Source organism: Paenibacillus sp. FSL L8-0470, from assembly GCF_038008625.1.
GTDB lineage: Bacteria > Bacillota > Bacilli > Paenibacillales > Paenibacillaceae > Paenibacillus_AQ.
In genome coordinates, this window is sequence record NZ_JBBOZM010000001.1 from 1,596,913 (window position 1) to 1,609,846 (window position 12,934).

Sequence of the window (12,934 nt, forward strand, 5' to 3'; positions counted from 1 at the left end):
TAAGTCCGATAAACATTATCGAAGGGAAGGAGGGCTTTCATGACAAGCAAAACCGTCGAGCCCAGCGCGGAGGCGTTCTATGAAATCATTACCGGGATCCGGCGTCATTTGCACCGTTACCCGGAGCTGTCCAACGAAGAGTATGAAACCACGAAATATATTACAGTCCTGCTGGAGCAGGCCGGAGTAACTACCCTGGATTATGGGCTGAAGACCGGCGTTGTCGCGGAGATTGGCGGACTGCAGGAGGGTCCGGTAATCGCCCTGCGTGCCGATATTGATGCCTTGCCGATTCAGGAAGAAACCGGATTATCCTATGCCTCACAATATCCCGGTAAAATGCACGCCTGCGGTCATGATTTTCATACTGCGGCACTGATCGGCGCTGCTTATCAGCTTAAACAACGGGAGAAGGAATTGAAGGGAACCGTACGCCTGCTGTTCCAGCCTGCGGAGGAGAAGGCGAAGGGTGCGCAGCAGCTGATAGCCAGCGGGGTGCTGAAAGATGTCCGTGCAGTGATTGGAATGCACAATAAGCCGGATCTGGCGGTCGGAACCATCGGCATTACAAGCGGCCCGTTGATGGCTGCTGCGGATGGTTTTGTGGTTGAGATTAAAGGAGCAGGATCACATGCTGCTGTGCCGGAAGCCGGAGTCGACCCTATCGTGACAGCTTCACATGTGGTGACTGCACTCCAGTCTATCGTCAGCCGCAATGTCAGCGCATTGCACAGCGCAGTAATCAGTGTGACGCAACTTCACAGCGGGAACTCATGGAATATTATCCCGGAGTCAGCAGTGCTGGAAGGTACGATTCGCACCTTCAATGAACAGGTGCGCGGTGAGGTGCTTGAGCGATTCAGCCAGGTGGCGACCGGTGTAGCCGCTGCTTTAGGAGCAGAAGCGGCTGTTCGCTGGATCGAAGGCCCGCCGCCGGTAGTCAATGATGCCGCGCTTGCACGGCTTGGAGAGCAGACAGCAGAGGAGCTCGGCTACACCTCCGTGAAGCCGGTGCCTTCACCGGCTGGCGAAGATTTCGCCTTTTATCAGCGGGTGGTTCCCGGATTGTTCGTCTTTATGGGCACTGCCGGAAGCCGGGAATGGCATCATCCTTCCTTCAATCTCGATGAACGTGCACTTCCGGTAGGCGCCGCATTCTTCAGCAATCTGGCTGTACGTTATTTGGAACAGTTCTCTTCGGAGGGAGGTGCAGTGACATAACGAACCACTCTGTTTATGACGTGATTATCGTCGGGGCGGGTTCTATGGGCATGAGTGCCGGTTATCATCTCGCCCGGCGGGGGATCAAGACATTGCTGATCGATGCCTTCGATCCGCCGCATACGGAAGGAAGCCATCACGGAGAGCCGCGGTTGATCAGGCATGCCTACAGCGGTGACCCCACCTATACTGACTTGGCCCTGCGTGCCCATGTGCTGTGGAAAGAAGCGGAGCAGCAAAGCGGAACCGAGCTGCTTGTGCCTTCGGGAGTCCTGAATCTGGCAGACAGCGCAGTATATTCTTTCCGCGGCCAGCTGGCGGAAGCCGGGAAGCAGAAGGTACGAGTAGAGCAGCTGGATGCGCAGGAAATCCGCCGGAGGTGGCCTGCCTTGAACCTCCCGGATTTGTTCGAAGCCATGTATGAGCCGGATGCCGGATATCTCTACAGTGAGAGATGCATCGCCGCTTACCGGCAACTGGCATTGGCTCATGGTGCAGAGCTGCTGACGAATACGGCAGTACTTCATGTGACTGCGCGCGAAGGAAGTGTCACGGTCCACACGAAGAACGGAGATGTTCATGGAGGGGCGGCCATTCTGAGTGCCGGAGCCTGGTTTGGCGCGCTGTCGCCATTCATCACACTGCCGATTAAGGCGATCCGCAAGGTTGTCGGCTGGTTTCAGAGTGCGCCGGCTTTTGACAGCGGAAACTTCCCCGGATTTACACTGGGCACCGAGGAAGGCGGATATTACGGCTTTCCCAGTATTGGCGGAGCCGGCCTGAAGATCGGGCGGCATGACACGGGCTTGGAATGGAAGCCGGGTCAGAAGCTGGCCCCTTTCGGCACTGAAGAGAGTGACGAAGGGGATCTCCGCCGTGTCCTGGAGGCGTATATGCCCGGCGCAGCCGGACGGCTGCTGAAGGGGGCAGTCTGCAAATATGAGCATACACCGGATGAGGACTTTATTATCGACCGTCATCCTCGTCATACGAATGTGCTTCTGGCCGGCGGGTTCTCGGGGCATGGCTTCAAATTTTCCAGCGTTGTCGGGGAAATCCTGGCTGACTTAGCGGCAGACGGACAGACCCGCCACAATATCCGTCCGTTTTCGTTAGCACGCTTTGAGACACCGGGTCAATCGCAAGCCGGACAACTTTTGGAGGGGATCTAATGGGCAATGTGCAAATCAGGGATTATTTGAATACGCATGAGCAGCTGGTTCAGGCACTGGAGGATTTGACGGAGGAGCAATTAAAATGGAAGGCCGGGCCGGCCAGCTGGAGTGTAACCGAGGTGCTGGCTCATCTGGCCGATCACAGCATAGTGGTTTCATTCCGCATCCGCGATATTCTGGCGGGTACCGAAGTGCAGCTGCCGGTCTTTAATCAGGATGCCTGGGTCAGCGGCCAGTATGCCAACAGCGGGAATGCCGCCGACAGCCTGGAGTTGTTCCGCAGCCTGCTTCACTACAACAGCCTACTCCTCGGACGGCTCAACCCGGAAGACTGGGAGAAAAGCGGCTTTAACTTCAAAGGGGAAACGGTCAGGATTACGGACATCGTACGTTTGTTTACCGCACATGTACAGACCCACCTAGGCCAGATCGAACGTATCAAGCAGAGTGCTGGCGCAGCTTCTTATATTCAATAATTAAGAGGAGGAATGGATATGACCAAGCCAAGACAACTGAAACTGGGGGCGCTGCTGCACGGGGTAGGAGGAAGCACCTCGATGTGGCGTCATCGAGAAGCCCAGCCGGATGCGAGTGTGAACTTTGAGCTCTACAGGAAGTGGGTGCAAAAGGCCGAGGAAGGCAAGCTGGACCTGATCTTTATAGCGGACGGTTTATATATTAATGAGAAATCCATTCCCCATTTCCTGAACCGGTTCGAGCCATTGACCATTCTCAGCGCCTTGGCTGCCGTCAGCAGCAAAATAGGCCTGGTAGGCACCTTGTCCACCTCCTACAGTGAGCCCTTTACCGTGGCCCGCCAGTTCGGATCTCTGGATGTGATCAGCGGCGGACGGGCAGGCTGGAATGTTGTAACTTCTCCGCTGGAAGGCTCCGCTCTGAATTACAGCAAGAAAGAGCATCCTGACCATGGCAAACGCTACCGCATCGCCGCGGAATATTTGGAGGTGGCGCGCGGATTATGGGATTCCTGGGAGGATGACGCGTTTTTACGCGATAAGGAGAGCGGCGTCTTTTTTGATCCGGACAAGATGCACACGCTGGATCATCAAGGAGAATTCTTCTCTGTAAAAGGACCGCTGAATATTGCCCGCTCGAAGCAGGGACAGCCGGTTGTGTTCCAGGCAGGTTCTTCAGAGGTCGGCAAGAATTACGCCTCGAAAGAGGCCGATGCCATCTTTACCGGACATGACACGCTGGAGGAAGCGCAGGCATTCTACCGGGATGTGAAGGCCCGGATTGCTTCGTTCGGCCGGAATCCCGATGAGGTGCTGATCTTCCCGGGCATTGCGCCTATCATTGGCGATACCCCGGAGGAAGCCGAGCGCAAATACCAGGAGGTTGCCGGCCTCGTGACGATTGAGAACGCGCTGAATTATCTGGGCAGATTCTTTGAACATCATGATTTCTCGCTGTATCCGCTGGATGAGCCGTTTCCGGAGCTTGGCGATTTGGGCCGAAACAGCTTCCAGAGCGGAACGGACAAAATAAAGAAAAATGCCAAGGAGCAAGGCTTGACACTGCGCCAGGTCGCTCTGCAATCCGCTACCCCGCGCAGCAGCTTTATTGGCACACCGGAGCAGGTGGCGGATCAAATCCAGCACTGGTTTGAATCCGGTGGGGCAGACGGCTTTATGATAGCTGCCGCTGTACCGAGCGGCCTGGAGGAATTCGTGGACCGGGTGGTGCCGATTTTGCAGGAACGGGGACTGTTCCGTAATGAATACGAAAGCGATACACTGCGCGGAAATCTCGGTATACCGGTACCGGAGAACCGTTATTCCAAGTCTACGGAGCCCGCAGGGCGAATTTGAGGAAAAGATCAGCTGCAGTTTAAAAAAAGGATACTCTCCCTTGAAAGGGAAGTATCCTTTTTGTGTATTTTAGTTACTTGCTGCTGTCCGTTTTTTTGCTGCGGAGCCGTTCCAGCTCGGCTTCTACTGCACTGTTAATCGGGGAATCAGCTGCCTCAGCAGAATGGTGTGCGGAGGTTTCCGCATGTGCTTCCCACTCGCTGATTTTGTCTTCCATCCGTTCGAAACCGCGTGATGCCGTACCGGCGTTGATAACGTGGCCCCGGGTTCCGGGATAAGCGGGGTGACCGCTGTTCTGAGCCTGCTGTCTCGCCAGTTCCTCCGCTTTGCGCGCACGGGCAGCCAGCTCGGTTCTTTTGGCTTTTAGGCGCTCATGCTCTGCTTTGGCACTTTGGATGCTGACTTCCAGGGCAGCCAGAGTCTGCCGTGTTTCTTCCAGAACTGACGTGCATTCTGCTTCGCTTTCCAGGTAGCGCAGCTTAGCCATTACTGCGGCTCTGGCTGCAGGCTCATTCCCTTCGCTCATCGCTTTGACCGCATCCGCTTCACTGCGTTCCGCAAGGATTTGATATTCGGAGATGCGACGCTCCAGCACATTGGCAGCTGCCGTGAATTCGCGTTGTTTATTTTCAGCGCCTGCAATTTTATCATCGAGTTCCCGCAAATATTGTCCAGTCAGCAGGATTGGATCCTCCAGTTTATTCAGACCTTCGTGGATTGCTGCCTTCGTCAGGGTGGTGATTCTTTGGAATATACTCATGTTCATTTCTCCTTTAGGTTTGGATGAATTTAATGGTTTCAATGGTTTAATTTAAATTGATCAAAAAGAATGGTAGTCATCCGTGAAGCTGGTAATAGGCTCTTTAGGGACAATGAGGCTGGCCACTATATAAATGAGAGCAACGGTGCCGAAGCTGAAGACGGCAGTGACCGCAACAAGCAGTCTAATAAGTGTGGCGTCAATGTTCAGTGTACGGGCCAATCCTCCGCATAAGCCGGTAAGCTTTTTGTCTCTTTCGGAACGGAATAAATTTGTCATGGTTGAATCGCGTCCTCTCCATTGGGATTTACCAGAATGAATCTTTATTAATATCCGGTGTCTATGTACTTATTGTAAGGCTATATGAAGTTCGGCAAAACGGCCTGAAGACTGTTTTTGAGTCCAGACCTGAGGCGGGGAAAGGTTCCGCAGTAAGGCGGGGATGAACGAGTACAACGGGGAACGGAAGGCCTTCTGCCATTTGTAATATGTTGTGCCGGGAGAACGCCTTTCTCTCTTTTAACATAAGACGTCAACTGCTTTATCCGCATTTAACAATGGGGACCTATACTGTTATTATCTCTATTCCTGAAGATAAGGGAGGACTGGCCCCATGGGTATTCATAAATATTTCCGCTCTCTGAACGAACTGGAACGGATCATCCGCTGTCCGGGGAAATTCAAATTCGAGGAGCACAGTGTAGCGGCCCATTCCTGGAAGGTCGTGCAGTACGCCAAAACCCTGGCAGATATCGAAGAAAAGCATGGTGCGGTTATTGACTGGAAGAAGCTATACGAGATTACGAGCAGCCACGATTACGGTGAAATTTTTATCGGCGATATCAAAACACCGGTCAAACATTCCTCGCTGCAGCTGCGTTCTTTAATCCAGCAGGTGGAGGAAGGTATGGTTCACAATTTCATTGAAGAGCACATTCCCGAGGATTTCAAAAGCATCTTCTTTCATCAATTGCGTGAAGGCAAGGATGAATCGCTGGAGGGGCTGATTCTGGAGGTAGCCGACAAGATGGATCAGGTCTACGAGGCATTCGCCGAACTGCAAAGAGGTAATACGGAGAAGGAGTTTGTGGTTATGTACCGCAATGCTCTGATCAAGATCAAGAACATAGACTTGAAATGCGTGGAATATTTCCTGGCTGAGATTTTGCCGGATATGGTCAATGAGGAAACACTGTCCTCCATCGATATCAAACGGATCACGGAAGAGGCACTGGCTCTGTAGTTTAGGGTCGGGGGCTTTTTTTTTTTGTATACATAGAAATAAATGAAGAACGAAACTTGGCAGCAGGGATCAGCTTTACGTAGAGTTGGGTTGTTTCTTGGCGATCAAATACGCATAAAAGGCCGCTGAACCGTTGAAAGCGATATGCAGTGGGACAGTGAGTGCAATAGACTCCGTCACCTGGGCGATTAGCCCAAAGAACAGCCCGCCGGCAAATGCGAATATCATAAATCGGATGCTCTGGCTGTTCAGCTTATAATATTGCAAATGGGAGACTGCAAACAGCGCAGCTGTGATTACAACAGCGAAGCTGAGTTCGATTACAGGCGTATGATGAATTTGGCCGAGGCTATGATGACGGGTGAGAACAGGCAGAGCCAGCCCCCGGAAGGCAATCTCTTCGAGCACGGGATAGATAATCACAAAGTTGAACCGGTCAAACCTGCCTGCGGGAGAATAGCCGGAGGATCTCGAGATGAGGCAATTGACAATCAGAATGATAAGGAACAAAGGCAGCACCGTAGACAGATTCTTCGGGAAGCTGTAGACATAAGTGTTTTTTAATAATAAGCTTGCAATGATAACCATAATTCCCCAATAATAGACAGAGAACCGTAGATGCTGCTTATAGATAAGCCCAATTACTTTTTGAACAATCCTGAACGAAAACGATAATAGAATCGCGATGAACAAAGACCACAGCATTTGCACTTCAGTCCTCCCGGCGGATTACAGCATAGTTAATTTGATTTTCTTGTTTTACGGATTGGGTGGATATGACAAATTTAACATAAAGAAAGCGTGCGGGTATATGAAAAAACGGAGTGGCAGTAGTAGAAAAAAGAAACTTAAAGCAGTTTGGGCTCTTACTGTTATTGTCATTGTTATGGTCGCTATCCTTGCCTTTCTGCTGAGAGATCAGGTGGCGGCGTTCGGTGTTGAATCTACGGACTTGTCTTCACTGACGATCAATGGAATCGCTGTAAACGAGAATATCGCGGATGTGCAGTGGGATGAGTATAAGAAGAATCCAAGTTTTGTGGATAAAAGCACTAAAGCTGCTGAATACAGATATTATGAGGATTTCCTCGTTGTGTATGAAAGTGACGGAGCCATTATCAAATTAAAAACCTTGTCTGAGCATGGAATAATGAGCCAGGCTGGTGACGAACTGACAGAGCTGAACGAGGTGGAAAGCAAACTGGGAGACCAATACACGGTTCGAAGCTACGACTCCGCCCAGGGCCTAAAAGCAAGGGTGTATTACGACAAAGAAAACCGGATCAAAGCAAGCTTCGTGTATCCCAAAAATGCCCCGGACGATAAGATTGTCTGGTCCATTGTAGAGAGGTATTAGAGTGATTAGATAGGAGATAGAGGCGAAAATGGAACGGGATAAGATTAGGTTCAGCTGGGTGGGCAGTCACGCAATGTACCTTGACGATCCTGCGACCATGAATTTTGGTAATATGGCTATTGGCTGTTATGGCGGAAATACTGCAGCAGGTGCGGACAAAAACGAAGACGGCCTCTTTGTATTGCTTGACCCGGACGGAAGCTGGGAGTTCGTTATGTTGCTGGATGCCCATAAAACGGCAGAAAGCGCAGAGCTGCTGGTTAGCACCATAGACTGTGCAGCCAGTGAAATTATCGGACGTCTATCACAGCCCATATCACAGGCTTTTGATGCTTTACAGGAGTATCTATTATCCCTCTTTACCTCGGAAGCCTTCATTAACAGATGCAGGGAAGTGACCGGTGAAACGGCATGCCTGATCTGCGCCCGTAAAGAGAATTACATATGGTGGCTGTCTGTCGGTGACAACTCACTCTACCTGCTTCATCCGGACCTCGCTGCCCGGGGGCAATTCTTATTGAACCAGCGGAATTATTATGAATGGATCGGGTATGCCAACACCTTTGCCCAGCCTGTTCCCTGCTATTCAACTGGAGTCAGAGAGCTGAGAGAAGGACATCAAGTGCTCGTCATCACGACTGACGGTCTTCTGGAATATGGGGCACAGTCTTATGCAAATCCGCAAAAGCTGTTTGATGCTTTCTATTCGGCAAGGGATATGAAGGAGTGTGTCGGTGCTACGCTAATGGAGGTGCATCAGGAAAAAGGCCGTGACAGTGCTACTGTCATTGCCTGGAGCTTCGATAATAATAGGACAGCAACGATGCCAAGTGACCAGTGAATACTGTTGGAGACTTGATCCACAACACCAATGATGTTAAGTAACATAATCAAAGTTGAAAAGAGGGATAAATGATGAGTAAGGCGGGTACTTTTGCAGCGGCATTGGATTCCTATTGGCATTATACGCAAATGCCTTGGGGCCGATTATTTTATCAGACGGCTTGGGATCAAATAGACCGGTTCTTAGGTGAGCAAACACAGGCTATAATGGATATCGGCTGCGGGTTCGGTATTTCCAGTAATGAGTACAGCAGGAAAGGGCATCGGGTAACAGCGGTAGAACCTGCCCATGAGATGATCGAGCTCGCCAAAAAGGCTGGACCGGAAGTGTCTTATTTGGAGAATTCTTTTGAAGAGGCATCCGGGAGTTTGGGGAAATACGATTGGATCTTTTGCCATAACATTCTTGAATATACGGAGAATCCACAGTCTTTTATCCAGCAGATCAGCAACTGCCAAGCCACAAATGGCTACTTGTCACTGATCGCTCATAATCCGGTGGCGAAGGTAATGAAAAAGGCAATTCTCAATAAAGATCCTGAAGATGCGCTTGCAAGTATAGGCAGCAGCCGGGAGTATAGCGGAATTATTCAAACGGATATCACAGTATATCCTTACTCTCAGTTAGTGGAATGGCTCAATGAAGCGGGTTATGAGATTGAAGGTCATTTTGGAATACATAATCTGTACGGATATATCGCTGACAATGAGCTCAAGCAGACTGAAGAATGGCATAACCAGACTATGCGGCTGGAGCTTGAACTCGGCAATCACAGTCCATACAGGGATATAGCCATATTTACACATATTATCGCTAAGAAAAGCAATTAATTGCCGGAGGAGTTAAGCATGATTTTCACCGGACGATTGCGATGTTCGCGGATACCGGGGTTAATCTTATCGTGGATCATGTGATTCATGACGCCTTTACAAGAGAGGACTGGCAAAAAAGCCTGTCCGGATATCCGGTGATGTCTGTGGGTGTGTTTTGCCCGCTAGATGAGCTTGAGCGCAGGGAAAAAGAAAGAGGAGACCGCAGAATCGGGCAAGCCAAAGAGCAGCTGGAGTTCGTCCATAAGGAAGAGGTGTATGACCTGAAGGTCGATACGTTTAGGGATGGTTTGGAAGGTTGTGTGGAGAAAATCCTACAGCAGATGCAAGCAGAACTAGAATAGTACCTATGGAATAGCTATTCATGGAATCGTAAATAACACGTAAAGAGGGCTCTAGCGGACAAGCTTGAGCCTTCTTTATGTGCAGCGGAATGTTTTTCTTCAAAAGATAGGTGCGGGGCGTCGTGCCAACCAACCTTAAAGGAGTGGAATCAACGATTTCATTTAAACCAAAAGAAACCTACATGTACTAATAAAATATTCCGATAATGATTTTTGAAGGGTGTATTTACAATTTAATCCTGATATTTCGGTCAGCGGATGGATGGAATGGGAATATAATTTTAAACCGGGTCAAAGGAGTACAAAATGATAATGAGTTTTATGTTTATTGCTTTAAGCGCTGCAGTTGGAGTGGGTATGTGGTTTTTAGTTATAGGGATAATCTTTTCTATTGGCGGTGGTAGCTTATTCACAGTAACTCACTATGATTCTTTACTTTTTAATACTATCCTTTTTTTATTGTGCATCGTAGTTTATCTGTTTTTTGCACACCACCTCTTACAAAAAAAACTGCAGCTTTTGCTGCTTATCTGTTTTGCTACAACTTTTCTCTCTTTTTTCCTAACGCCTTGGCTAATGGACTTAACATCCTCATTAAAATAAGAGTAATTAGTACTAATTTCATTGAGTATACACGTTATATCCCAATTTACTCCGCTTATGCTACTCTATGAATATTGGACGATAGGAGGGTGAATGCATGAGTGAAGGAGAGCAATTAAACATACAGTATGAGCATGAAATACCCGTAAATGCTTTTGTTTGGTCACCGAACACATTCATGCAGCCCCTGCATTATCATTCCAGTCTAGAGATCGGCTGTTGTATTTCGGGAAAGGGATGGTTTCATTTCGGAGAAAACACGTACCCTGTTCAGGTTGGTGACGTATTCATAGTTAACCATTCGGAGCTGCACATTGCCTGGTCTGATGAAGAGGACCCAAGTACATATATTTTTCTGAATTTCGATCCGGGGTTGTTGCTTACAGAGGACGAGAGGCTGCTGATTCCTTTCTGTTATTCTAACGGACTCTATCAGAACCGAATTCCACACAGCGAACCCCTAGCCATTGAATTGAGACAGCTCATCGAACGGGTCCGATCCGAGCTTGTCGATAAACAGGAGGGGTACTCCAGCATGGTAAAAGCAACACTGCTGCATATATGTACCCTCCTGCTTCGGAATCGCTCGATCCCACTGCACCAGAAGGATTGGCAGAAGCTGACACGTACGATCAGGGAGTACCGGAAACTGATGGATTACATTAAGGAACATTACACGGAAGCTCTAAGCCTTCAGGAGGTTGCTGAATATCTGGGAGTCAGCCCTTCACGTGCAAGCCATGTATTTCTAGAAGCAACCGGGCGCCATTTCAAGGATTGCCTCCTGCAGGTCAGACTCAACGAGGCGAAGCGTTTACTCGTGAATACAAGCCTGGATGTAACCGAAGTATGCTTCTCAAGTGGGTTTCAAAGCGTATCGACGTTCTACCGTTTATTTGGGTCAATTATTGGGCTTTCTCCAAGTGAATACCGGCAGCAATATCAAACATTTCGCAATATTTGAGAATTTCCCTATAGTTATTGAGAAGCCTCTCCTCCAAACGGGTTCTATAATGAATATAAAATACAAAGTTTGGGGTGCGGATCATGGCAGGATGGGATAGCTTACAACGATTGGTGAAAGAAGAGGTTATTCAGCGCAGAGATGAGGGCTGCAATACAGAGGGCTTTATTGAAAAGATTGAGGCGGCAGGCAATGATCGGGAGCAATTGATGGCAATATATGAGCAATTGATGAGGCTTCCGATTAGACCCGATTTCCCGTTTGCCGAGCCATCTGAATTGGATGAAATCCGTAAAAAGCGTCCAGAAGGGCCGAGAGTGCTTCAGCCGCAACATTCCGAGCCAGTCTGGCGGGACAAATTTTATGGAGCGTGGCTTGGACGGAGTGTTGGCTGTGCACTTGGCAAACCCCTTGAGCAGTGGGAATATATGGCCGGCAGCTTCGGCAATCCAGGCTGGAAGAATGTTCAACTTTGGTTCCAAGGTGCAGACGCATGGCCTATAACGACTTACGTACCTGCACAATCCCGTGCACAAAAGGAAGTTGGCCTTAACATTGCTAATGTCTCCCCTAAGAGCCTGCGTGAGAACATCTGCTACATGGAGAGCGACGATGATATCCGGTATACAGTTCTTGGCCTCATTATGCTGGAAGAAAAAGGGCTGGAATGGGATTCTTGGCATGTGGGTCTCTTATGGCATAGGGTTTTGTCTTATTCTCAGGTATGTACAGCTGAAACGCAGGCGTATTTAAACTTTGCACAGGTAACATCACATCTTAACAATTTATTGAAAAATGAAGGGAATGCCCGGAATTCAGACTGGGAAGAGCAGAAGGCTTGGGTCCGTACCTATCTGAATCCTTATCGCGAATGGATCGGCGCCCAGATCCGGGCAGACGGATTAGCCTATGGCGCAGCCGGCAAACCGGAGCTAGCGGCTGAACTGGCATGGCGTGATGCTTCTTTCTCTCATGTAAAGAACGGCATATATGGAGAAATGTTCGTAGCCGCCATGATTGCTGCTGCATTCTCGGAACGTGATCCCGAGCGGATCGTCGAAATTGGCTTAAGCGAGATTCCTGCTACCAGCAGATTGGCGAAGGATGTTAGGGAAGCTGTTGCGATTGCACGTAGCACGAAGAATCAAGTGGAGTTGGTTGACCGGATATGGGAAGCCTTCAAGCACTATAATCCGGTTCATACTAACAATAATGCGGCTTTGGTGGCGGCTTCACTGATCTTCGGTCAAGGGGACTTCGAAAAAGCCATTACCACAGCGGTTCTGGGTGGCTGGGATACAGATTGTAACGGGGCCACAGTCGGCTCTATTATGGGCGCTATGCTGGGAGCAGAGGCAATCCCTAGCGCCTGGACTGCACCATTAAATGATATACTGTATGCAGAAATCAATGGATTCCATCCCATCCCGATTTCTGAATGTGCGGCCCGGAGCTTTGAGGTGTTTAAGAAGCTAAACCCAGACTCCTGTTGCTAATAAAGAATAATATAGAAACCTAAAAGGTCTAGCAACCTTTTAGGTTTTTTTAGTTGGTACAAAGGTATGGCTGCTTGCTGTATTTATGATTACGAATAATATTGGACTAACAAAAGCAGAGTATGATTGAAAATATAATATTTATTGCTCTGAGAAACGGGAGACGTCCATAAAAGAACTCTTCCGTTTCTATTTTCATGTCCGTTTTTGATGACCGTAAGCCGCAATTTTATTAACGGATGATGAATTTTGTTAGCCCACTGTT

15 protein-coding genes are annotated in these 12,934 nt (G+C 49.1%); 12 read left to right on the forward strand and 3 right to left on the reverse strand.

The genetic code is table 11. The annotated features are described in order from the left end of the window. Positions 1–39 precede the first annotated feature (39 nt). Genes NST99_RS07550 through NST99_RS07565 form a run of 4 tightly spaced genes read left to right on the forward strand, consistent with a single transcriptional unit; the run spans position 40 to position 4,228 of the window. On the forward strand, positions 40–1,221 hold the full coding sequence (locus NST99_RS07550) for an amidohydrolase (RefSeq protein WP_341090814.1): 1,182 nt from the start codon (positions 40–42) through the stop codon (positions 1,219–1,221). Next, positions 1,218–2,393, forward strand: coding sequence for an N-methyl-L-tryptophan oxidase (solA, locus tag NST99_RS07555; RefSeq protein WP_445745017.1), 1,176 nt, complete (start codon positions 1,218–1,220; stop codon positions 2,391–2,393). Before NST99_RS07550 ends, solA begins: the two co-directional genes overlap by 4 nt. Next, positions 2,393–2,872 (forward strand): DinB family protein, encoded by a 480-nt coding sequence (locus NST99_RS07560; RefSeq protein ID WP_341090816.1) that lies wholly within the window; start codon positions 2,393–2,395, stop codon positions 2,870–2,872. The genes solA and NST99_RS07560 overlap by 1 nt, the downstream gene beginning before the upstream one ends. 18 nt (positions 2,873–2,890) lie before the next feature. Then, complete coding sequence (locus tag NST99_RS07565) at positions 2,891–4,228, forward strand: LLM class flavin-dependent oxidoreductase (protein WP_341090817.1); 1,338 nt, start codon at positions 2,891–2,893, stop codon at positions 4,226–4,228. Between the two features lie 73 nt (positions 4,229–4,301). Here the strand turns inward: NST99_RS07565 and NST99_RS07570 are convergent, their stop codons facing one another. Further along, a complete protein-coding gene (locus NST99_RS07570; RefSeq protein WP_341090818.1) occupies positions 4,302–4,988 on the reverse strand; it encodes a PspA/IM30 family protein in 687 nt (228 codons plus the stop codon). A 60-nt stretch (positions 4,989–5,048) separates the two neighbouring features. Continuing rightward, positions 5,049–5,267, reverse strand: coding sequence for a PspC domain-containing protein (locus NST99_RS07575; RefSeq protein ID WP_341090819.1), 219 nt, complete (start codon positions 5,265–5,267; stop codon positions 5,049–5,051). A 334-nt stretch (positions 5,268–5,601) separates the two neighbouring features. Between NST99_RS07575 and NST99_RS07580 the strand changes: the two genes are divergently transcribed. After that, positions 5,602–6,231, forward strand: a complete 630-nt coding sequence (locus NST99_RS07580; RefSeq protein WP_038587382.1) for a YfbR-like 5'-deoxynucleotidase — start codon at positions 5,602–5,604, stop codon at positions 6,229–6,231. Positions 6,232–6,306: 75 nt separating this feature from the next. Here the strand turns inward: NST99_RS07580 and NST99_RS07585 are convergent, their stop codons facing one another. Further along, entirely contained in the window at positions 6,307–6,936 is a 630-nt protein-coding gene (locus tag NST99_RS07585) for a CPBP family intramembrane glutamic endopeptidase (protein ID WP_341097584.1), read from the reverse strand. 181 nt (positions 6,937–7,117) lie between these two features. Here NST99_RS07585 and NST99_RS07590 point away from each other — a divergent pair, with 181 nt between their 5' ends. The 7 genes from NST99_RS07590 to NST99_RS07620 all read left to right on the forward strand — a co-directional run bounded on the left by NST99_RS07590 (position 7,118) and on the right by NST99_RS07620 (position 12,669). Next, entirely contained in the window at positions 7,118–7,588 is a 471-nt protein-coding gene (locus NST99_RS07590; RefSeq protein WP_341090820.1) for a peptidase M56, read from the forward strand. Between the two features lie 28 nt (positions 7,589–7,616). Next, positions 7,617–8,429: a protein phosphatase 2C domain-containing protein gene (locus NST99_RS07595; RefSeq protein ID WP_341090821.1), complete on the forward strand. Its 813-nt coding sequence runs from the start codon at positions 7,617–7,619 to the stop codon at positions 8,427–8,429. A gap of 74 nt (positions 8,430–8,503) precedes the next feature. Next, complete coding sequence (locus NST99_RS07600; RefSeq protein ID WP_341090823.1) at positions 8,504–9,262, forward strand: methyltransferase domain-containing protein; 759 nt, start codon at positions 8,504–8,506, stop codon at positions 9,260–9,262. Continuing rightward, positions 9,262–9,606: a phosphotransferase-like protein gene (locus tag NST99_RS07605; protein ID WP_341097585.1), complete on the forward strand. Its 345-nt coding sequence runs from the start codon at positions 9,262–9,264 to the stop codon at positions 9,604–9,606. The genes NST99_RS07600 and NST99_RS07605 overlap by 1 nt, the downstream gene beginning before the upstream one ends. 312 nt (positions 9,607–9,918) lie before the next feature. Then, on the forward strand, positions 9,919–10,209 hold the full coding sequence (locus NST99_RS07610) for a hypothetical protein (protein WP_341090825.1): 291 nt from the start codon (positions 9,919–9,921) through the stop codon (positions 10,207–10,209). Between the two features lie 97 nt (positions 10,210–10,306). Then, positions 10,307–11,173, forward strand: coding sequence for an AraC family transcriptional regulator (locus tag NST99_RS07615; RefSeq protein ID WP_341090827.1), 867 nt, complete (start codon positions 10,307–10,309; stop codon positions 11,171–11,173). 83 nt (positions 11,174–11,256) lie between these two features. Beyond that, the gene (locus tag NST99_RS07620) at positions 11,257–12,669 is read left to right on the forward strand and encodes an ADP-ribosylglycohydrolase family protein (RefSeq protein ID WP_341090828.1); all 1,413 of its coding nucleotides are present in this window, start codon (positions 11,257–11,259) and stop codon (positions 12,667–12,669) included. Positions 12,670–12,934: the final 265 nt, after the last annotated feature.